Source organism: Providencia stuartii (assembly GCF_029277985.1).
GTDB classification, from domain to species: Bacteria; Pseudomonadota; Gammaproteobacteria; order Enterobacterales; family Enterobacteriaceae; genus Providencia; species Providencia zhejiangensis.
In genome coordinates this window covers 205,943-228,779 of the sequence record NZ_CP119546.1, presented here as the reverse complement: position 1 = coordinate 228,779, position 22,837 = coordinate 205,943, and the positions used below count along the sequence as shown (strand labels likewise).

The following is a 22,837-nucleotide window of genomic DNA, read 5'->3' as shown; positions in this document are numbered from 1 at the left end:
AGATGGTCAAGAAACAGGCTTGTCATTTGGTCTGGTTTCGTCATGATCTGAGAGTCACCGATAATAAAGCCCTGTCTTCTGCTTGTGCTGATCCCGAGGCTAAAGTGCTCGCCTTGTTTACTGCAACACCGGAACAATGGTGGGCACATGACCTTTCTTCCCGACAAATCACGTTCTTACACCAAAATCTGCTTGCGCTACGCGACTCACTGGCGAAGCTAGGCATCCCCTTGATTTGTCAGACAGTCGCTGATTTTTCAAGTGCAGCACACTGGGTCATCGAGTTTGCACAACAGCAACAGGCCGATCACCTCTATTTCAACCGTCAATATGAATTGAACGAACGTAAGCGCGATGAATGGTTGTTAAAACAAACATTACCTTTTCATGTCCACACGTTCGATGACGCACTCTTATTAGCGCCTCAATCAGTCACCAATCAAAAAGGTGAAATGTATCAGGTATACACACCTTTTCGCCGAGCCTTTATTAGTCAGTTGATAACGGCGGATTTTCGCTCTTTGGCAGCCCCTAAGCCAAGAGATAACGCACTGAAGATCCAGACGCTATCACAACCCCTGTTTGAGCATCACGCGGTGGATATTGCGCCCCATTTTCCGGCTGGAGAAGCTGCTGCATTGCAGCAACTACGACAATTTTGCCGTACTAAGGTCCAACACTATCAGCAACAGCGTGATATTCCTGCTATTGATGGAACCAGCCAATTATCGCCTTACTTAGCGATAGGTGTTCTCTCACCACGACAATGTTTAAATCGATTGCTTGCTGAAAACCCGCATGTTTTCGATTCACCTGATAGTGGTGCATTTACATGGCTCAATGAACTGATATGGCGTGAATTTTATCATCATTTATTGGTCGCATTCCCCCGCTTGTGCCGCCACCAGCCTTTTATTGAGTGGACAACATATATTCAGTGGAACACGAACAATACGGACCTAAATGCATGGCAAAATGGACAAACAGGCTATCCTATCGTCGATGCCGCAATGCGTCAGCTTAACGCCACCGGTTGGATGCATAATCGCCTAAGAATGATCACTGCTAGCTTTTTAGTGAAAGATTTGCTCATAGACTGGCGCCTTGGTGAGCGATACTTTATGCAACAACTGATTGATGGCACGCTTGCCGCCAATAATGGTGGTTGGCAATGGTCAGCGTCCACGGGGACAGATGCGCAACCATGGTTCCGTATCTTTAATCCGACAACACAAGGAAAGAAATTTGACCCTCAGGGTGAATTTATTCGCCAGTGGTTACCCGAATTAGGTTCAGTACCGGACAAATATATTCATACTCCTCATGAGTGGGCTGAGGCGAATAACCTAACCTTAGACTATCCTGCCCCCATTGTTGATCACAAACAGGCTCGTTTAGCCACTCTAGCGGCTTTCGAGGCAGGAAAAAATGACAGTATAAAAACCATTAATGATCAAAGTAATAATTTAAGTTAAGGATTATACTGTTCAATAATTAATAAAATAAAAAATTCAAATAGGAGTCGTTATGCCGGTGATTTTACAAGTGGACTTTCCTTACCAAGGCCCTTGGGGACAGGACATGGCCAATGCGATGGAAACGTTAGCCAAATCGATCAATGAGGAGCCAGGATTCATTTGGAAAATATGGACAGAAAACCCCGCAACACAGCAAGCTGGCGGTATTTACTTGTTTAACTCACAAGAACAGGCGCAAGCCTACTTAGAAAAACACAGCGCACGATTAAAATCATTTGGCGTGCCTGAAGTAAGAGGTGAGATTTTTGCTGTCAATCATGCGCTTAGCCAACTCAACCAAGCGCAATTTATTACCAAGTCATTCATGGACGTAAACATTCAAACAGCATAACATCGGAGGTAAAAGAACCATTTTCTTGTACCATAAAATAGTTCTTTGCCTCATCACTGAGTGTCATTTGGTATTGACGGATTGCGTCAACTAACGGCGGCGGTGTCCTCATCCGTTCCACCCAACTGGTAAACTCCAATTCAAGACGAAAGTTTTTCACCGTACGTACAAATAACTGTGCATGATTAAACATCGCAGTCCATTCACCAACAGAGTAATCACGAATATGTGAGGTATCACGTAATACTTCAACGGTTTGTAAGTAAATATCTAATAGTGGATGCCCCGGTGAAACAACATCAATAAACACCGCTCGGCCACCTTGCTTTAAGACACGATGCACTTCACGCAAAGCTCGACCAACATCATGCCAATGGTGCGCGGAATAACGACTAATAACAATATCAAAACGATTATCCTCGAAAGGCAATGACTCTACCGTTCCCTGACATGTTTTAATATTATGCAGTGCCCGTTCTTGGGCTGTCGCCGCGACAACAGAAAGCATGGAATCCGACAAATCATAGGCAGTGACAGAGTCCACAAAAGGCGCAACCGAAAAACTGGCATGCCCAGCACCACAGCCAAGATCGAGAACAGTTGCCTCAGCGTTTTCCTGAAGCAACTGCTGTAAGGCGTGTAAATCTTCGCCTTGTGCATGCACTTGGCTCGTTAAATAAGCAGCCGCTTGCTCGTCAAATTGTTGGTATACCGATTGATGATGTGTCTTCATATGATCCCCTATTATTTTTATGGCGGTTTTTTCCATCAAAACAGAAAATCAATAAAAAGACACGCATTTCATCCTTCATGCCAAATCTACTGTGCGAAATCCCCTTCTCGACGTTCAACCAATGTTAGAATGCTATACAAGGCAACCGCGGCGTTATTTTGATTAAACACTTGAACATCCCATTCAACCACACCATTTGGCTTATCCTCCGCTGTTTTTTGTGCCTTTTTAATTTTCTTCTTACAGGTTAAACGTACTTGAATTGTATCTCCGATTTTGACTGGCTCAATAAAGCGTAGGTTTTCCATCCCATAGTTGGCAATCACTGGGCCAACAGCAGCATCGACAAATAAACCTGCCGCCGCCGATACGACAAAATAACCATGAGCGACACGTTCACCAAACAATGACTGTGCCGCACCAATTTTATCCATATGCGCATAAAAATGGTCGCCACTTAAACACGCAAAGTTGACTAGGTCGGCTTCTGATACCGTACGTCTCGCTGTCAGTAAAGTATCGCCAATCACTAAATCCTCAAAATACTTCCTAAAGGGGTGTACAGGGTCGGTAATAACATCCGAGCCACGGACCCACTGCTTCGTGATTGAGGTCAGCATGGACGGGCTGCCTTGAATCGCTGTTCGCTGCATATAATGTTTTACTGCTCTTAGTCCTCCGAGTTCTTCTCCCCCCCCCGCACGCCCTGGGCCACCATGAACTAATAGAGGTAATGGGGAGCCATGTCCGGTCGATTCAGCTGCCGCCGCTTCATTTAACACCAACATTCGGCCATGCGCTCTCGCACTCTTGCGAATAACATCTTGAGCTACCGATGAATCTGCCGTCACTAAGGTTCCCGCAAGGCTTCCGCCTCCCATAATGGCTAACTCAACCGCCTGTTCACTGGTTTCATAACCAATCAGTGTTGCTACCGGCCCAAACGCTTCTGTTTCATGTACCGCTTGATGAGTGTAGGGATCCGCACAATACAGTAATGTCGGTGGGTAAAACGCGCCTTTTTGGCTATCAGCCCCTATAACATCTAGGTTTTCCATACTCCCACCACACAGCAACTCACAACCATTTTGCTGCAAGTACATGACTTTTTGGTGGACATCTTCACGCTGTTCCAGATTGATTAACGCCCCCATGCGAACGCCCTCAACAGCCGGATCCCCCATCGTTACCCCTGATAAACGCTGTAATAAGGCCTGTTTAACCGCTTCTAATTGTGTTTTTGGCACAAGGATACGACGAATTGCCGTACATTTTTGGCCCGCCTTTACCGTCATTTCTCGCGTCACTTCTTTAATAAATAGTGGAAATTCAGGTTGCTGTGCGGTCACATCAACACCAAGAATGGCGCAGTTCAGCGAATCCGCCTCCATAGTAAAAGGTATTGATTTTTCACGTAGTCGAGGATGTGATTTTAATTTTTGTCCTGTTGCTGCCGAGCCTGTGAATGTCACCACATCTTCAAAATCTAAATGTTCAAACATATCACCGACACCGCCACAAATTAGCTGAATCGCCCCTTCAGGCACTAAGCCACTCTCAACAATTAAACGAACCATTGCATGTGTCACTTGTGCTGAAGCAGTCGCAGGTTTAATAATCGCTGGCATACCTGCTAACCATGTTGGCGCTAATTTTTCTAGCATCCCCCAACACGGGAAGTTAAAGGCATTGATATGCAGTGCGACACCATGGCGAGACGTTAAAATATGCCGCGCAATAAACTGCCCTTGTTTCGATAATGGGATCATGTCATCTTCAGGCCAAAGGGTATCATCCGGTAATTCTCGATTTGCCAATCCAGCAAAGGAAAACAACGTCGCAATTCCCCCTTCGATATCGACCCAACTATCCGCCTTAGTCGCTCCTGTTTGCGCTGAGATTTCATAAAGAGATGCTTTATGCGCTAACAAATGTTTTGCTACTGCCTTTAACATCTGCCCACGCTGCTGGAATGTCATAGCAGATAAGGCATCACCCCCTTTTTTGCGCCCATAATCAAGGCAATCAACTAAAGGCAAACCCTCTGTCGTGACCTCATATAACGCCTGCCCAGTCAACGCATGGTAAATTTTGCGGCCTTCACCTTCACCATATAACCACTTCCCCGTTATATAACTCGTTAATTGCTGCATGACATCTCTCCAAATAAAAACAAACAAAAATAGACATATTATAAATATGTATCACAACATCAATGATAGACGCCACTTGAAATTTAACAAATCAAAAACAAATCAGATCAAAAATCCATGGAAAAACAAAAACCACACAAAAGACAATAAATTTAACTATATGTTTATTAACAATAAAATAAAATCAACTGTGAAGCCCATCGCAAAAGAAGAATAAACAGCATTGATTTTATTGTTAACGATTCCTAGCATTAATGTTAAATATTTATGATTCATTTTTTATTTTTAAATGATTTAATTCGAATCACTTGGATGAAGAAAACAATGAATGAGCAAAATCAGGCAAACTTCGAGGCCAAAATCGAAGCCGACATTAACATTGAGCCAAAAGATTGGATGCCCGATGCTTACAGGCAAAATCTGATCCGCCAAGTGGGACAGCATGCACACTCAGAAGTGATTGGTATGTTGCCTGAAGCGAATTGGTTAACTCGCGCCCCCACATTGCGGCGTAAGGCCATTTTATTAGCAAAAATTCAAGACGAAGCGGGACACGGCCTTTACCTATATAGCGCCGCGGAAACCTTGGGATGTTCACGCCAAGATATCTATCAAAAGATGCTCGACGGCAAAATGAAATACTCATCAATCTTCAATTATCCCACCCTGAACTGGGCAGATGTCGGCGTCATTGGCTGGCTGGTTGATGGTGCGGCCATTGTTAACCAAGTTGCGCTATGTCGAGCATCATACGGCCCTTACGCACGCGCCATGGTGAAAATTTGTAAAGAAGAAAGTTTCCATCAACGCCAAGGTTATGAAGCCGTCACCGTACTGGCCAACGGAACTGCCGAACAAAAAGCCATGCTGCAAGATGCAATTAATCGCTTTTGGTGGCCAGTTCTCATGATGTTCGGCCCTAATGACAGCGACTCCCCACACAGTGCACAGAGTATGGCGTGGAAAATCAAAAGATTTAGTAACGATGAGCTACGCCAGAAATTTGTTGATAACACGGTGCCACAAGTCGAAGCCCTCGGTATGACCATTCCTGACCCTGATCTGCAATGGGATGAGGCGCTTGGGCATTATCGTTTCGGTGAAATCAATTGGGAAGAGTTCTATCAAGTGATCAAAGGCGAAGGGATCTGTAATTACGAACGTGTTAATGCCAAGCGTAAGGCTTGGGAAGATGGCGCATGGGTGCGTGAAGGTGCCATGGCACACAGCCAAAAACGCAAAGCTGTTAAGTCTGCTGCTTAGTACAAAATAAAAAAGGAAAAGATCATGAGCAATCAAGATTGGCCATTATATGAAGTTTTTGTTCGTAGCAAACAAGGGCTTGCACATCGTCATGTCGGAAGCCTACATGCCGCAGATGACCAAATGGCTCTCGAAAATGCACGGGATGCTTACACTCGCCGTAGTGAAGGATGCTCCGTCTGGGTCGTAAAAGCCACACACCTTATCGCCTCACAACCTGAAGATAAGAGCGCCTTCTTTGATCCCGCTGATAGCAAAATTTATCGCCACCCGACTTTTTACACCATCCCTGATGGTATCAAGAATATGTGAGGTGACGGATATGAACCAACATGAAGTACTCAAACAATATGTTTTAAGGCAAGGCGATACATCATTGATTCTTGCGCAACGTTTATGTGAATGGTGCGGTCATGCCCCAGAACTGGAAATCGACCTCGCATTATCTAACATTGGGCTCGATTTATTGGGCCAAGCGAGAAACTTTTTAGCATACGCCGCCACCCTATCAGACGATAAATTCGATGATGAAGACAAAATTGCCTTCCTCCGAGATGAACGTGAGTTCTGCAACCTACTGTTGGTTGAACAGCCTAATGGAGGCTTCAACGACACGTTAGTGCGCCAATTTTTTATGGATGCCTATCATGTTCCTCTGTACCAAGCCTTAATTCACAGTAGGGACGAGCAGCTATCCGCGATTGCTGAAAAATCGTTAAAAGAAGTGCTTTATCACTTGCGATTCAGCAGTAACTGGATGATCCGTTTAGGCGACGGTAGCGAAGTGAGTCACCAAAAAATTCAACAATCCGTCAACCAATTATGGCGATTTACAGGTGAATTATTTCATGCAGATGACATTGAAATTGCGTTAGCCAAAACGGGAATAGCGGTCGATCCTCGCACATTACATGAACAATGGCTCGCGACAGTCACTGACATTTTCGATCAGGCAACCCTGAGCATTCCAGATCAAAATGCCTACCGTTTAGGTGGCAAACAAGGTCTTCACACCGAGCATTTGGGCATCCTTCTCACCGAACTACAGTTTGTCCAGCGTGCTTACCCAAATTGTGAGTGGTGATGTTATGGAACAGAGTATGCAAATTGGAGGACTACAACCTCCACAAATTCATCAGATCTGGCAGCAATTGCATCAAATACCCGATCCTGAGTTACCTGCACTCTCCATTACTGATCTCGGCATGATCCGCAATGTTGTTGCGACATCCCACGGATGGAAAGTCATGTTTACACCCACCTATTCCGGTTGCCCAGCAACAGAATTTTTAATCAACGAAATTAAAACCGTTTTAGCGCATGCAGGATTTGCCAATGTAGAAATCGATGTAGTGCTAACACCCGCTTGGACAACAGATTGGATGAACCAAGATGCCAAACAACGTTTACGTGAATTTGGTATCGCGCCCCCCGCAGGAAAATCCTGTGAACATCCTGAAAAATCGGGGCCAATCTGCTGCCCACGCTGTAACAGCCAACAGACAGAAAAAATTAGCGAATTCGGTTCTACAGCCTGTAAAGCGTTATATCGCTGTCTCGAATGCTTTGAACCTTTTGATTATTTTAAATGTATTTAAGGGCACACTCATGACTGTATTTCATCGTTTAAGTATTGCCGCTATTGAACGTGACACCGCAGATGCGGTTGCTGTGACCTTTAGTGTCCCTGACGAATTACGCGAACAGTACCGTTACCACCCAGGCCAGCATTTAACCCTCAAAGCGTTAGTCAATGGCGAGGATTTACGCCGCTGCTACTCCATTTGCAGTTCCCCCGATGAGGGCGTTTTAAAAATTGGGGTGAAAGCGATTCATGAAGGGCGTTTTTCCAATTTCATTAATCAGCAACTTCATGTTGGTGACTGCCTTGATGTGATGATTCCACAAGGAAAATTTGGTTATTTACCTAAAGTGACCACCCAAGCTCGTTACCTTGCCGTTGCAGCGGGTTCAGGGATTACCCCCCTTTTATCGATCATTAAATCAACATTACAAACCGAACCAAACAGCCGTTTCACCTTAATTTATGGTAATAAAAATAGCCGTTCCGTGATGTTTAAAGAAAGCATTGCTGATCTTAAAAACCAATATGCCGAACGATTCCAAGTGCTCTACTTGTTCAGCCAAGAGCAACAAGATAGCCAGCTGCTCAGTGGCCGAATCAATAAGCCCCAATTAGTTGCATTAGGTAAAACATTACTTAACTTTCAACAATTTGATCGCGCTTTTGTCTGTGGTCCAGAGGCTATGATGGATGATGTTCAGTCGGCATTATCAGAATGTGGCATGAAACCAGAGCATATCCATAGCGAACGTTTCAATACCTCTAATATGAAGTTTCGCCCATCTGCCGCTTTATCGACAGACAGCCGCCAAGTCAGCATTCACCTTGATGGTCGCACCATGACAATCAATATGGACAGTCAAGACGATAGCATTCTCGACGCCGCGCTACGCCAAGGCGCAGACTTACCTTACGCCTGTAAAGGTGGGGTTTGCGCAACGTGCAAATGCAAGCTTAAATCTGGCGACGTTGAAATGGGTGTCAATTATAGCCTTGAACCCGATCAAATCGCGGACGGCTACATTCTTAGCTGCCAAGCGTGGCCGAAAGGCGATGGCGTCGTTCTCGACTTTGATGTGTAGGGGGCCATATGCAAACTGATTGGATCCTAAGCCATACAGCACACCGCGTTTTAACGTTGACGCTAAATCGACCTGAAGTTCGTAATGCCCTGAGCACCGATTGCCTTGAGCTACTGGTCGAACATTTAGAACATGCCGATAGAGACCCGCAAATAGGGGCGATCGTTATTACGGGCAACCCACGTTTTTTTGCCGCGGGTGCCGACCTTAAAGAGCTTCAACAACAAACTGTTGCAACCGCCATTACCGATAAACGACCTTTAGTTTGGCGTCGGTTTTCTCAGATATCCAAACCGATAGTGACCGCTGTAAACGGTTATGCCCTCGGGGCAGGTTTCGAGTTAGTGCTAGCCAGTGATGTCGTGATTGCCGGTGAAACGGCCCGCTTTGGCCTGCCAGAAATCACTCTCGGGTTAATACCTGGTGCAGGGGGAACGCAGCGCTTAATTAAGAGTGTTGGTAAATCCCTAGCAATGCAAATGGTCCTCACCGGAGAGGCGATCAACGCGCATCGCGCCTTACAAGCTGGGTTAATTAGCCAAATCTGTGTAGATGGGCTGACCCTTGAATATGCACAAAAGCTTGCGCAACGCATTGCAAACCATGCACCACTCGCGGTGAAAGCCGCTAAAGCAGCCATTAATTCCGCTCAAGAAATATCACTGACTGATGGTTTACAGCTTGAGCGCCAATATTTTGTCGGCTTAGCAGGTACTGATGACCGACGAGAAGGTATTGCAGCCTTCTTTGAAAAACGACAGCCGAAATTTACAGGACAATAAAATGCCAAACAGCCCAAGCATACTGACCACATTGGAAAATGGCGTGTTCACCATCACATTGAACCGTCCTGATAGGCTTAATAGCTTTAATGATGAAATGCACCACCAGCTAAGTGATGCCATAAAAATTGCTGAACGTGATGACACCGTACGCTGTTTAGTGATTACAGGCGCAGGCCGGGGTTTCTGTGCTGGACAAGATCTAAACGATCGTAATGTCTCCGTAGGCGCCGAAGCTCCTGATTTAGGTTATTCCGTTGAGACTTTTTATAACCCACTGATCCGTCGGCTAACCCGCTTACCCAAACCGATTATCTGTGCAGTTAATGGTGTTGCAGCTGGAGCCGGTGCTGCTATTGCTTTAGCAGGAGATATCGTTATTGCCGCCAAGAATGCCAGTTTTATTCAATCATTCTGTCGTTTAGGGCTCGTTCCTGATTCAGGTGGTAGCTGGTTTTTACCGCACCTAGCTGGACATGCGAGAGCGATGGGAATGGCATTATTAGGCGACAAAATCAGTGCGGAGCAAGCGCTACAGTGGGGCATGATCTGGCAAGTGACAGAAAATGAAGACCTGTCCGCCACCGTCAATAAATTAGCTCAGCACCTCGCAACACAGCCTACTTACGGCTTAGGGCTAATTAAAAAAGCGATCTACAGCGCGGCAACCAACACCTTAGATCAACAGCTAGACCTTGAACGCGACTTGCAACGTTTAGGTGGTCGTAGTGAAGACTATCGTGAAGGAGTCGATGCCTTTTTGAATAAACGCGAACCTAAATTTAAAGGACGCTGATATGACACTTATACTCAACACCGTGGCTGTCATTGGTGCTGGTACTATGGGTATCGGCATCGCACAGGTCGCTGCGAGCTGTGGACATACCGTACTGTTATTTGACATCAACCCGCAAGCGCTGGAGCAAGCAAAGCACTCGTTGACTGAACGCCTAAATAAACGCGTTCAACAAGGCAAAGCTGATGCACAAGCCACCAAACAATTGCTTGCGCGTATCACGCTCGTTAATACTATGGCCGAATTAGCGCCAGCTCAATTAGTCATTGAAGCTGTCGCCGAAAAATTAGCGATAAAACAGTCGATTTTTAGCGAATTAGAAGCGATTTGTCAGAAAAACACCCTATTTGCCAGTAATACATCATCACTCTCCATTACTGCCATCGCCAGCCAACTCAAATACCCAGAGCGCTTTGCTGGACTGCATTTTTTTAATCCTGCGCCTATCATGAAACTGGTTGAAGTGATACGAGGACGAGAAACATCCAACACGGTCATTGAACAGCTCAAAAGTTTAGCGTTATCATGGGGAAAAACACCGGTTATATGCCGTTCAACACCGGGTTTTATCGTTAATCGCGTTGCTCGTCCTTTCTATGCGGAAACAATGCGTGCACTTGAAGAGCAAGTCGGTGATCCGCCAACACTCGATAGTGTTGTACGCGATGCCGGTGGATTTTCAATGGGGCCATTACAATTGACCGACCTCATCGGTCATGATGTCAACTATGCAGTGACGGACTCTATTTTCCAAGCATTCGGCTATGATCCTCGCTTTCAAACCTCCTTTGAACAATTAGAGTTGGTACAAGCGGGCCATTTAGGTCGAAAAACCGGTCGTGGCTTCTATCATTACGATGAAAATAAACCTTTAACTCAAGCGACAATCGCCGAGAAAGTCATTTTACCGCATGCACCGGCAGTGACAGCACACGGCAATTGGCAAAGTTTCCCTGAATTTGCGCAATTATTAAAGCAAAACGGGATCCCTCTCGAAGAATCTAAAATAGATAACCCTAATCCGCCCACTCTTTTCGTTAACAATGTTATTGTCATGTTAACGAATGGTGAATTAACTTCTGTGCGCGCGCAAAAAATGAACCAAAGCATGGTGCAATTTGATTTATCGGCTGACTATGCCAAAGCAACCACTATCGCGATAAGTTGTGCAGTGCAAAACAGCGTCCAAGACAACCAAAATGTCATTGCCTTTTTTCAATCGCTAAACAAGGACGTCATTGTGTTACCTGATTACCCCGGTCTACTGACCATGCGAACCGTTGCCATGCTATGCAATGAGGCTTTAGACGTTGTTAACAAAGGGATCGCAACCCCTGAAGATACCGATAATGCCATGCGCTATGGGGTTAATTATCCTAAAGGCCCTCTCGCTTGGGGGACTGAATTGGGCTGGCAGCATATTCTTCATACTCTTGAGCAACTCTCACAGTTTTATGCCGATGGCCGTTATCGAGCCAATCCCTTACTACGACAACTCGTTGCTGGAACGCGCAGGTTAAACGCTAAGGAGATTGAATGAATTCTCAAATCACCATGACATTAGCCCAGCAATCAGCAGAAATTATGTACCGTGATGATGCATGCGCAAAAGCAATGGGCATGACGATAGAACACGTTTCTGAAGGAGAAGCCCGGCTCTCTATGACTGTTTCATCACACATGTTAAATGGGCATAAAACTTGCCATGGTGGGCAGCTATTTAGTCTCGCTGATACCGCCTTTGCTTATGCCTGCAACAGCCATGGTCTTGCTGCGGTAGCCTCAAGTTGCTCTATTGATTTTATCCGGCCGGCCTTTGAAGGCGACAAGCTAACTGCCATTGCTCACGTAAAGCATCAAGGCAAACGGACAGGCTTCTATGAAGTCGAAATTATCAACCAACAAGGAAAAACCTTAGCGTGGTTTTATGGGCGAGCACATCGCCTAGGTCATCGTTTAACAGGAGAAGCATGATGAAAGATGCCTTTATTTGTGATGGTATCAGAACCCCAATTGGCCGTTATGGTGGTGCTCTGTCCTCTGTGCGCCCTGATGACCTTGCGGTCTTCCCCTTAAAGGCCCTAATGGAAAGGCATCCACAATTAGATTGGTCTATCACCGATGACATTATCTTAGGCTGTGCCAATCAGGCGGGAGAAGATAATCGCAATGTCGCGAGAATGGCGGGCTTATTGGCGGGTCTACCGTTATCGATTTCTGGAACAACAATCAATCGTCTCTGTGGTTCAGGGCTTGATGCAATTGCGTTCGCGGCAAGAAGTATCAAAGCTGGCGAAGCGGGTCTGATGATTGCTGGTGGCGTAGAGTCAATGAGTCGCGCCCCTTTTGTCATGGGAAAATCAGAGTCTGCCTTTTCGAGACAGGCTCAAATATTCGATACTACTATCGGCTGGCGCTTTATCAACCCTCTCATGGACCAACAGTTTTCAACACATTCGATGCCCGAAACAGCAGAAAACGTTGCTGAGAAATACCAAATTAGCCGAACAGATCAAGATGTGTTTGCCTTACGTAGCCAGCAACGTACTGAACAAGCACATCAAAAAGGTGTGTTTGCGCAAGAAATCGTACCGGTCACGATTAAGCACCGCAAAGGCGATATTACCATCACCACCGATGAACACCCTCGCCCAGAAACGACAATTGAGCAATTACAAAAACTTAAAACACCTTTTCGTGAAAATGGTTCCGTGACCGCGGGTAATGCCTCTGGCGTTAATGACGGTGCAGCCGCATTAATAATTGCCTCACAAGAGGTCGCTAAAGCCCAGGGCTTAACCCCTAGAGCGCGCATTATTGCGACTGCAACCTGTGGTGTTGAACCTAGATTTATGGGGATCGGACCATTACCTGCCACCCAAAAAGTTCTCAAAATGGCAGGACTGACTATCGAACAAATGGATGTCATTGAACTTAATGAAGCTTTTGCGGCACAAGCGCTTGCCGTACTCAGAGGATTAGGCCTACCGGATGATGCACCACAAGTTAACCCAAATGGTGGCGCTATTTCATTAGGGCACCCTCTTGGTATGAGTGGCGCAAGACTCGCGATCACCGCCACCAATGAGTTACATCGCCGACAAGGACGTTTTGCCCTATGCACCATGTGTATTGGTGTCGGTCAAGGGATCGCCATGATTATTGAACGAGTTTAAGTAACTAGTTTACCTAAAGTCATACAAATTCAATCAGATAGATGATAGGTAGAAACATAAAAAACAGCCTGAAACCCTACACCTGCTCAGGCTAATACTGCGCTCACTTTAAGTTTTTAAGTATATATCGTCCTGACTCGGTAATACGCCATTAAGGACTTAAAGCCTGCAGATATCAATAATTATAAGGACTAGCAAATATGAGCACACTACCCCATACTCAGCAACACATGATTAATCCAATTGAGTTTGCTTCAAGAGATGAAATCGAGGCATTGCAACTCTCTAGACTGAAGTGGACACTCACTCACGCTTACGAGAATGTGCCAATGTATCGCAAAAAATTTGATGCTGCGGGCGTTCATCCTGATGATTTCAAGCAACTCAGTGATATCGAAAAATTCCCTTATACGACAAAACAAGATTTACGTGAAAATTATCCATTTGATACCTTTGCTGTACCGATGGATCAAATCATCCGTATCCATGCATCGTCAGGTACGACAGGACGCCCAACTGTTGTCGGTTACACACAACAAGATATTGATAACTGGGCGGACCTCATTGCGCGCAGTCTCCGTTCTGCTGGGGCCACGAAAGGGGATAAAATCCACGTCGCCTATGGTTATGGCTTATTTACGGGCGGTCTTGGTGCCCATTATGGCGCTGAACGTCTTGGTGCGGCTGTGATTCCCATGTCGGGAGGACAAACAGAGAAACAAGCTCAGTTGATCGCAGATTTCAAACCTGATGTGATCATGGTGACCCCATCTTACTGCTTAAGTATTATTGATGAACTAGAGAAAATCATGGGTGGTGATGCAAGTAAGTGCTCACTAAGATTGGGCGTGTTTGGTGCTGAACCATGGACAGAAGCATTAAGAACAGAAATCGAAACGCGTTTAGGAATTAAAGCCTTAGATATCTATGGATTATCCGAAGTGATGGGGCCGGGCGTTGCCATGGAATGCGCCGATGCGGGAGAAAGTGGGCCAACCATTTGGGAAGATCATTTTTATCCTGAAATTATTTCGCCAGAAACACTGCAAGCCCTCTCGCCGGGTGATCAAGGTGAGTTAGTATTTACTACCTTAACAAAGGAAGCAATGCCTGTTATTCGCTACCGAACTCGAGATCTGACGCATTTAATGCCTGGCATCAATCGCAATATGCGCCGCATTGGAAAAATTACCGGTCGTTCTGACGATATGATGATTATTCGTGGGGTCAATGTGTTCCCTTCACAAATCGAAGAGCAAATTATGCAATTCAAAGAGCTCTCTCCACATTATCAACTCGAAATCAGTCGTAAAGGTAATATGGATAGCTTGGCTATTCGCGTTGAATTAAAACAACCTGACATACTCAACTATGATGAACGCTGTAATATTTGCCATAATCTTAAGCATCGCATTAAATCAATGGTAGGTGTTAGTACCCAGATTAGTATTGTTAATTGTGGCGATATTCCGCGCTCTCAAGGTAAAGCAACTCGAGTCATTGATACAAGGATTGCCATATAATTCATCTTATTGAGGCACTTTATTGCGGATAATACCTAAAAGTGCCTCAATCTCAGTTTCCTATCACAGTCAGCCTCTGTATAGCAAATAGAAGACAAATCAGCTGTTTTTGTCTACTATTCTCTCATGCTTTTGATACAGATATTCAATGGATAATAAAAAAATGGAAACTAAACTTGATCAATTTATACAGCATGCGCTAACGAGCCAACCCATTAGTGGAACATCCCTGATTATCTCGCTGTATGGCGATGCCTTGCACCATCGTGGCGGGGAAATATGGTTGGGTAGCTTAACCCAATTACTAGAGCCGATGGGCTTCACAGATCGCTTTGTCCGTACGTCTGTATTCCGTCTACAAAAAGAAGGTTGGCTTGACGCAGAGAAAATCGGTCGCCGTAGCTATTATCGAATATCTGAACGTGGACAAAACCAATTTCGCCACGCTGAGAGTAAAATCTATCAAAGTGAGCAGCCAAATTGGGATGGAAAATGGGATTTATTACTGCTTGAAGCCGCAGATAAAGACGAAAAAGCTCGGTTAAAAAAAGAGTTAAGTTGGTTAGGGTTTGGCCAATTTAGCACCTCATTAATGGCGGCTCCCAGCAGTGCTCAAAGTGATATCCCTTCTCTACTCAGTGAGCTCAATGCCAGTGAAGAGGTGATCTATTTTCGAGCGGATTATCCCTATACTCGTTCAGAAAAAAATCTGAAAAACCTCGTTTCTGATAGCTGGTCATTACAGGAAGTTGCTGAACACTACCATCAATTCATTGTGCTATTTCGGCCACTCGCCTTATTGCTGAAAGAATTATCTGATGAGCAAATATCACCCGAGCAATGTTTTCAGCTACGCTTATTACTGATCCACTTTTACCGCCGAGTCATTTTAAAAGACCCACTATTACCTGATGAGCTGCTTCCAGCACAGTGGGAAGGACAAATAGCACGTAATCTGTGTATCAATATTTATCAGCGCATTGAGCTGGCCGCAACACGATACGTTAGCGAAATATGTGAAACAACCGTAGGAGAATTACCGCAACCAACGACACTCTACTTCCGGCGTTTTGGCGGTATTTTAAAAGAAATCGCAGCATAGTCATGCTAAAAACAAATAGGAGTGAACTCAATATGCCTTTTTATCAAATAGACGGCATCACGCCAGTTGTCAGTCCTGAAAGTTTTGTTCATCCAACTGCCGTTGTCATTGGTGACGTCATCATTGGCAAAAATGTTTATATTGGTCCTAATGCAAGTTTACGGGGGGATTTCGGTCGCCTAATTATTAAAGATGGTGCCAACGTTCAAGATAACTGTGTCATGCATGGTTTTCCCCAATACGATACGATCATTGAAGAGGATGGTCATATTGGTCATGGCGCAATTTTGCATGGCTGCCATATCAAACGTAATGCGTTAGTAGGAATGAATAGTGTTGTCATGGACGGTGCCATCATTGGAGAAAACTCGATTGTGGGTGCCTGTTCCTTTGTAAAAGCAGAGGCGATATTTCCCGATAATACCTTAATCATGGGCACGCCAGCCAAAGCGCAACGCACCCTCTCGGAAAAAGAAATCGCATGGAAAAGCAGCGGTACTGTGGATTATCAAAACTTAGTGGCTCGTTGCCAACAAACGCTTAAAGAAGTATCCCCCTTAAAAGAAGAAGAGCCAAACCGGCCAAAACTTGAATTTGAAGGAATTATTCCAAAATCAGCGCTATGAGTTTTATCGCCATCCATAAGCACTCAAAATAGAGTGCTTTTTCTGACCATCAACAAGCAATAATGATTAATTGTCAAACGAATCATTATGAGATTGATACTATTCCGATTATCTTATATAAGCATTTTTAATAAGATCTGCTCAAAATAAGTCTCTCAACTTATCGGCTATATTATCGCCATACATGATAAGTCATCACGTTTCAGTGAATGTACCGTGCAAAGCGCCCGACTCATTCACTGACTATTGAGAGAAAAAAGTAAATAAATAATAAAGTTAATTGATTTTTTGCCGATAGTTAATTAAGTAAAAGTTTAGTCATCGCTTTTTGAAAAATAAATTTGAAGTTAGTCATGCTATTTCGACAACTTCATACGCATATAACCTTATTATTTTTAAGGTTATAATACGTTTTTGCCTATTACATTAATAGGTAAAAACTTAGCTTGCTTAATTATTGCTCATTCATAGCCGGTTGTTTACGTTAAAAAAATATTTTCACTGGTGAATATATTTATTAACAATTATTCTTAATGTGAATTGTTATCAAATAGAATAAACATTTATTCCAAGAAATTCATTTATAAAGATAAAAAAGATGTTATAAATAAAATTATTGATATATTAATTTTCGAAAAATTTCATGCAGTTATATAATTAACGTAATACTACTAAAGTAGTATTTGACATAACACTTTGATTTAAAATCAATAAAAAAACATAAAATGACAGAATGAAACACTTGGTAACAAGTTTTTAACCCTACCTTTATAGATAAAAAATATATATAATGCCGAAATATATAAATTTACAAAATAAAACTCCAGTCTCATTTCTAAATTCGCCTTTTTACACGTAATCTGCAACCTTTTCTGAGCTTATCTCGATATTTAATTTTTAAATCTAATGTGAGTAATATTTACCCTCTTTTTAAACAAATGATTACACGTATAATAGCGTCCAGCCAAATTTGATATAAATCAAATTACCCTGAAGTTTAAATACAGCCTAAATATAAAAACTCCTTTACTAAAAGGCATAGTTTTGTATTTCTTTTATTTAAACTTCACATAATTAATAAATATTTTTTAACTGGCCAGTTTAGCGTTCTATTTTTATTTAAATAGAATTTAAAAACTTCGCCATGTACCGTTATTAACCTATATACAGCTTTTCTCGGAGAAGAAAATGAATAACAAATTTGCATTATCGGCTGCTACAGCATTAATTCTGTCTGCTACACCAGCACTGGCTGCTGATAGCGCAGCTGGTGGTGTAATTAACTTTAGTGGCGCGATCACAGATACAACTTGTACTATCAACGGTGGTAAAAGTGCAGATTTCACTGTTGCATTAAACCCAATCACTGTTGAAGATGCTGGCACTGAGCAAGGTATTATTACTAAAAACAAAAAAACAGTCGCACTTACTTTCTCTAACTGTACTTCTGCTAGCGGTGTAGCAGATACTCCATTGAAAATTTATTTCTCTTCTGCAAATAATATTTCTACTGATGGTAAATATCTACAAAACACCACTGTTAATGAAAATGACACCAGTGTTTCTCGTAACGTTGGTTTCGCTATTACTAAAACAACAGACCAAATCCCTCTGTTATTAAACCAACCATTAGTGACTGATATCAAAGGCAATGATTCTAAAACTGATACTTTAGCATTAGATATCTATTACTATAAAACTAATGCTCTACCAGCAAGAGTCGGTAGCTTAAGCTCTAACGTGACTTACACCATTTCATATCTGTAATTATTTCCCCAAATAGCCAAGTTATCTTTTTAACTTGGCTATTTCTGAGTTGATTATTATGCGATTATTTATCTTTCTATCCTTACTTATTAGTAGTCATACTGCATTTGCTAATATCGTTGTGAATGGCACCCGCGTTATTTATCCTGAAAAAAATAACGAAACAGTCGTGCAATTAATTAATAATGGGAATGACCCAGCCTTAGTTCAGTCATGGATTGATGATGGTGATATCGATTCAACCCCTGAAACCGCAAATGTGCCTTTCTTACTTTCACCACCAGTTGTGAAAGTGTCTGGTAATGCAGGGCAACAATTACGTATAAAAAAATTGCCAGCCTCTTTACCAACTGATCGCGAATCGGTTTTTTATTTAAATATATTAGATATTCCACCGACCCCAGAGCATCTGCAAGGTAAAAATACCATGCAGCTTGCGATCAAAACGCGTATTAAGCTTTTCTATCGCCCAACACATTTACAAGCGGGAGTGGATGAAGCTCTTGAGAGTATTTCTGTTAAGGCCGAAAATCGGGGTTTCCTTATCACGAATAATAGCCCTTATTATGTCACCATCGCGAATATTGATGATCGAAAAGGTCAGAAAATGTTATCGGATTCCCTCATGATTAATCCTTTTGATCAGGTTTTAGCGCCCGCTAAAACGAATGTCATTGCAGGCCAAAATTATCGTTTGCTGTACGTCGATGACTTAGGTGCCTATAAACATAAAGCTGTGATTGCAAAATAAAAATAAGAGAATCAGTAATAATGACGTTGTTTGGCTGCCATAAAAGCCTATTTTTCGCTTTTCTCGTTCTTGGAACATCAAAAAGTTGGGGGGTCAGCTTTGATACCTCTTTACTCGCTGGTGATTCTGCGAAATCAGACCTGTCTCGCTTTTATGAAGAACAAAGCATGCCAGCAGGCACCCAAGAAATGGACGTTTTTATTAATGGTGACTGGAAAGGGCGCTATTCCTTTGTGTTTACCAACGATAACAATCAAGTGTTGCTTAGCAAACATGAAGCGTCGTTGTTAGGTATCAAGTTACCTGAAAGCACGAGTGAGCAACAAAATTATTCATTAGAACAATTAGTTCAAGGGGGTAGCTTTGATGTTGATGTCAGTACATTAAGCATCAAAATGTCTATTCCACAAAGCTTCCTATTACGCACGGAAGCGGGCTACGTTCCCCCTGAATTTTGGGAGAATGGCATACCCGCTGCGATGCTTTCATATAATACAACATACTATAAAACGCATAATAAACGTGGCGACACATCATCCAGTGATGACTTTTATGCTGGCCTTGAATCCGGGATCAACTTCAGTTCTTGGCAATTTCGTGATAGCAGCTCAGTCCGTAAACATGCAGGCAATGATCTAAAATGGCAGAATAACACCCGCTACCTACGTAAAGCTTTACCATCCTATAAATCAAATTTTATTGCTGGAGATTTCTACTCTCAAGGCACATTATTTGACTCAGTGCGTGTCCGAGGGGCTTCATTCGCGTCAGATATTAATATGCGCCCAACCTCACAACAGGGATTCGCCCCGATTGTCAGAGGTGTTGCGCAAACTAACGCCCTCGTCAAGGTGATGCAAAACGGCAGTGTGATTTATCAAGAAAACGTTCCACCAGGGCAATTTACCATTGATAATATTCAGCCAACAGGGTCTGCGGGTGACTTATTAGTCATTGTGAAAGAAGCTGACGGCCAAGAACAGTCCTTCACTGTCCCTTTCTCCGCTGTACCTGGCATGCTAAAAGAAGGCGTCAGTAACTACGCACTACTCGCAGGTAAAGTTAATCAAGAAAATGGTGGCTATCAGCCGAAGTTCTTCCAAGGCACTTTCGAATATGGCTTTAATAACTTAATCACGGGTTATACCGGCGTTATCGCCAGTGAAGATTATCAAGCTTATTTGCTGGGTTCTGGCTGGAATTTTCCTATTGGTGCGGTCGCCGTTGATATCACCCATGCCAAAACGAAGCTACCTAGTGATACTCAAACAGGTCAAAGTATGAGGGTGTCATACAGTAAATTTTTAAATACAACCGCCACAAACTTTACCTTAGCAGCCTATCGTTATTCCACGAAAGGTTACTATAGTTTCAGTGACGCTATCCATGCTCATGAAGGGTATCGCCTTTATCAAGAAACCATAGAAAAACAGCAGTCAGAAACGCAACCTAATCGTGAAGCACCTGTTTTTGATATGAATACATGGGATTCTATGCGTGGCGTACGCCCTAAGAATACTTTCACCATTAACCTTAACCAACGTTTACCAGAAAATTGGGGAACCTTATATATTTCGGGTTCTCAACGAGACTATTGGTCAACCACCCCAACCACGCGTGAATATCAATTAGGTTATTCAAACGCCTATGCAAATATGAGTTACTCTCTTTCAGCAAGCCGAGTACGCGATGGCAAAGGCAAAGAAGAAAATCGCTATTATGTTTCAATTAGCTTCCCGCTCTCTTTGTTTGATAATGATATGTGGGTGAGTACGGGATTCACGGCGACTGACTCTCGTTATCAGCAAAGTACGGTGTCTCTAAGTGGCACTGCTCTGGAATCAAATCGTTTGAGCTACTCCTTATCTGGAAGTAATCAACAAGGCGGCCAAAATATGGCAAGCGCCAACGTTGCTTATCGTTCAAATATCTCCACTATTGGTAGCTCTATAAGTGAATCTAATGACTATCGCCAAACCGGTCTAAACGCTCGTGGTAGCCTAGTTGCCATACCTTGGGAACTTCTTGCCTCCAATGAGATTGGTAACACAATGACCATTGTGAAAGCCCCAAAAGCGCAAGGACTCATGGTCAATGGTGACCAAAGTATTATTACCAATAAAGAAGGGTTGGCATTGGTGCCTTATGCAACCCCTTATCGTAAAAACACCATCACTCTGTCAAATACAGAAAATACTCAAGGTGCTGAAGTTATTGGTAATATTGCGAATAGTGCCCCGATAGAAGGCTCGGTGAATTTAATTAAATTTAAAACAGATACCCGTTCTTCTTGGATCAGTCGTGCAGTACAAAAAAATGGCAGTGCGCTTCCTTTTGGCGCGGAGGTTACTGACCTTCAAGGCGAAGCCTTGGGTTATGTAGGGCAAGCCAGCATGCTGTATTTAAAAGCAGAAACCTTTCCTAAGTCGGTCATTATCCGGCTGAATAATGGTACTTGCACCATTCACAATCTGCCTGACAACCTTGATGGCATAACTGGCGTTTGCCAATAACGAGATGAATGTCATGATGAAACATTTTCTTTTTTTAGTCTTGATTGCATTTAGTGGTTATAGCCAAGCAATTTGTCATGAGGGAGGTGGAGGTATTCGCTATGCCTCGCCGATCAGTATTGATTTGTCCGATAAACTAACCCCCGCTACGCCAGAATGGACCACCACAATATCAACCCAGTATGTGGGTAGCTTCAATTGTTCCACTCGTAACAGCGAGTTCGGTTATACCAAAATTCTCAATACCGATAACCAATATGCGACGATTTTGAGTTTCATGAATGGGAAATATCATGTCAGAGCACAAATCATTAATGATATCCCAAATAGAAAACTGAAGAACTCAGGTCGCCACAATGCCTCTGAACTTAATACTCCAGTAACGATTAAATTTACCCTTGAACCCAAACAAGGCACCCTGATTGCCGGTCATACTGCTCATCTGCATGATATTTTATTTGTTACAGACTTAAGTGGCATGTCATTTTTTGACATTGTACTATGGCCTGTTAAGCAAATTATTAAGATCCTGCAATGGTTGTTTAATGGGTTTAATTGGCCTTACGATGACCAAGATATGTACGGCCAGCCGCTAATATTGAAATATGCGCCTAAACTTACCACTTGCGCTTTTCAAAATGCAGGCCTTGTTGTGACATTACCAACACTCAGCCGTCATCAAGTCATTAATGAGTCACAGGCAGGCTATACCCCATTTGCATTAAATATGCGTTGTGAAAACCTAGGGGGGGCGAATAATACAGCGGAACGAGCAATTGATATCTTTTTATCTAGCAATAATCTGCTCAGCTCAGATAATACCGTGTTGATTGATAAAACAGCTAATGCGGCCCAAGGTATCGGCCTACGCTTAGTTAAAACCAGTAATCCAAATAGCCCTATCGTGATTTCACAAAACCCAAACGCTCGTGGTCATGCAACATCATTATTCTATGTGAATGCGGGGGGTCAGTTAGAACCGAACTTTAGTATCCCTATGGCCGTTTACTATTACGCTTGGGATCCGCATAAAGCCAGCCAAGGCACCCTAAAAACAACAGCCACCCTGAATATTGTTTATCCCTAATATTCAAAACAATAAGGGCGTGATACATT

General features: G+C 43.3%; 21 protein-coding genes. 19 read left to right on the top strand and 2 right to left on the bottom strand.

Features of this window, described 5'->3' with window-relative positions; all coding sequences use genetic code 11:
* The first annotated feature begins 2 nt into the window (after positions 1–2).
* Positions 3–1,475, top strand: a complete 1,473-nt coding sequence (gene phrB / locus P2E05_RS00980; protein WP_276122977.1) for a deoxyribodipyrimidine photo-lyase — start codon at positions 3–5, stop codon at positions 1,473–1,475.
* 52 nt (positions 1,476–1,527) lie between these two features.
* Positions 1,528–1,869, top strand: coding sequence for a monooxygenase (locus P2E05_RS00975; protein ID WP_154622237.1), 342 nt, complete (start codon positions 1,528–1,530; stop codon positions 1,867–1,869).
* On the opposite strand, the gene P2E05_RS00970 is transcribed toward P2E05_RS00975, so the two are convergent.
* Both P2E05_RS00970 and paaZ read right to left on the bottom strand, forming a co-directional pair.
* Positions 1,841–2,602 (bottom strand): class I SAM-dependent methyltransferase, encoded by a 762-nt coding sequence (locus P2E05_RS00970; protein WP_269723452.1) that lies wholly within the window; start codon positions 2,600–2,602, stop codon positions 1,841–1,843. The genes P2E05_RS00975 and P2E05_RS00970 overlap by 29 nt on opposite strands.
* 86 nt (positions 2,603–2,688) lie before the next feature.
* Positions 2,689–4,755 (bottom strand): phenylacetic acid degradation bifunctional protein PaaZ, encoded by a 2,067-nt coding sequence (paaZ, locus tag P2E05_RS00965; protein WP_196713903.1) that lies wholly within the window; start codon positions 4,753–4,755, stop codon positions 2,689–2,691.
* Positions 4,756–5,079: 324 nt separating this feature from the next.
* On the opposite strand from paaZ, the gene paaA reads away from it, so the two are divergent.
* From paaA to P2E05_RS00880, 17 genes are all read left to right on the top strand, one after another.
* Positions 5,080–6,018, top strand: a complete 939-nt coding sequence (gene paaA, locus P2E05_RS00960) for a 1,2-phenylacetyl-CoA epoxidase subunit PaaA (protein ID WP_154622240.1) — start codon at positions 5,080–5,082, stop codon at positions 6,016–6,018.
* Positions 6,019–6,042: 24 nt separating this feature from the next.
* On the top strand, positions 6,043–6,330 hold the full coding sequence (gene paaB, locus P2E05_RS00955) for a 1,2-phenylacetyl-CoA epoxidase subunit PaaB (RefSeq protein WP_154622241.1): 288 nt from the start codon (positions 6,043–6,045) through the stop codon (positions 6,328–6,330).
* 10 nt (positions 6,331–6,340) lie between these two features.
* Positions 6,341–7,102: a 1,2-phenylacetyl-CoA epoxidase subunit PaaC gene (paaC, locus tag P2E05_RS00950; protein ID WP_154622242.1), complete on the top strand. Its 762-nt coding sequence runs from the start codon at positions 6,341–6,343 to the stop codon at positions 7,100–7,102.
* Positions 7,103–7,106: 4 nt separating this feature from the next.
* Positions 7,107–7,616 (top strand): 1,2-phenylacetyl-CoA epoxidase subunit PaaD, encoded by a 510-nt coding sequence (paaD, locus tag P2E05_RS00945; RefSeq protein WP_154622243.1) that lies wholly within the window; start codon positions 7,107–7,109, stop codon positions 7,614–7,616.
* 10 nt (positions 7,617–7,626) lie between these two features.
* Entirely contained in the window at positions 7,627–8,685 is a 1,059-nt protein-coding gene (paaE, locus tag P2E05_RS00940) for a 1,2-phenylacetyl-CoA epoxidase subunit PaaE (protein WP_154622244.1), read from the top strand.
* Between the two features lie 8 nt (positions 8,686–8,693).
* On the top strand, positions 8,694–9,467 hold the full coding sequence (paaF, locus tag P2E05_RS00935) for a 2,3-dehydroadipyl-CoA hydratase PaaF (protein WP_154622245.1): 774 nt from the start codon (positions 8,694–8,696) through the stop codon (positions 9,465–9,467).
* Position 9,468: 1 nt separating this feature from the next.
* Positions 9,469–10,263: a 2-(1,2-epoxy-1,2-dihydrophenyl)acetyl-CoA isomerase PaaG gene (gene paaG / locus P2E05_RS00930; protein ID WP_163860513.1), complete on the top strand. Its 795-nt coding sequence runs from the start codon at positions 9,469–9,471 to the stop codon at positions 10,261–10,263.
* A gap of 1 nt (position 10,264) precedes the next feature.
* Positions 10,265–11,803 (top strand): 3-hydroxyacyl-CoA dehydrogenase, encoded by a 1,539-nt coding sequence (locus P2E05_RS00925; RefSeq protein WP_276122976.1) that lies wholly within the window; start codon positions 10,265–10,267, stop codon positions 11,801–11,803.
* Entirely contained in the window at positions 11,800–12,237 is a 438-nt protein-coding gene (gene paaI / locus P2E05_RS00920; protein WP_247047538.1) for a hydroxyphenylacetyl-CoA thioesterase PaaI, read from the top strand. The genes P2E05_RS00925 and paaI overlap by 4 nt, the downstream gene beginning before the upstream one ends.
* Positions 12,237–13,439, top strand: coding sequence for a 3-oxoadipyl-CoA thiolase (gene pcaF, locus P2E05_RS00915; RefSeq protein WP_272657836.1), 1,203 nt, complete (start codon positions 12,237–12,239; stop codon positions 13,437–13,439). The genes paaI and pcaF overlap by 1 nt, the downstream gene beginning before the upstream one ends.
* 200 nt (positions 13,440–13,639) lie before the next feature.
* Positions 13,640–14,962, top strand: a complete 1,323-nt coding sequence (paaK, locus tag P2E05_RS00910; RefSeq protein WP_154622249.1) for a phenylacetate--CoA ligase PaaK — start codon at positions 13,640–13,642, stop codon at positions 14,960–14,962.
* 163 nt (positions 14,963–15,125) lie between these two features.
* Positions 15,126–16,064, top strand: coding sequence for a phenylacetic acid degradation operon negative regulatory protein PaaX (gene paaX / locus P2E05_RS00905; RefSeq protein WP_154622250.1), 939 nt, complete (start codon positions 15,126–15,128; stop codon positions 16,062–16,064).
* Positions 16,065–16,096: 32 nt separating this feature from the next.
* Complete coding sequence (paaY, locus tag P2E05_RS00900) at positions 16,097–16,690, top strand: phenylacetic acid degradation protein PaaY (protein ID WP_163860510.1); 594 nt, start codon at positions 16,097–16,099, stop codon at positions 16,688–16,690.
* Between the two features lie 1,188 nt (positions 16,691–17,878).
* Positions 17,879–18,457: a fimbrial protein gene (locus P2E05_RS00895; protein WP_154623243.1), complete on the top strand. Its 579-nt coding sequence runs from the start codon at positions 17,879–17,881 to the stop codon at positions 18,455–18,457.
* A gap of 58 nt (positions 18,458–18,515) precedes the next feature.
* Positions 18,516–19,208, top strand: coding sequence for a fimbrial biogenesis chaperone (locus tag P2E05_RS00890; protein ID WP_154623244.1), 693 nt, complete (start codon positions 18,516–18,518; stop codon positions 19,206–19,208).
* 20 nt (positions 19,209–19,228) lie between these two features.
* Positions 19,229–21,721: a fimbria/pilus outer membrane usher protein gene (locus P2E05_RS00885; RefSeq protein ID WP_272657817.1), complete on the top strand. Its 2,493-nt coding sequence runs from the start codon at positions 19,229–19,231 to the stop codon at positions 21,719–21,721.
* 13 nt (positions 21,722–21,734) lie between these two features.
* Positions 21,735–22,808, top strand: coding sequence for a fimbrial protein (locus tag P2E05_RS00880; protein WP_251464886.1), 1,074 nt, complete (start codon positions 21,735–21,737; stop codon positions 22,806–22,808).
* Positions 22,809–22,837: the final 29 nt, after the last annotated feature.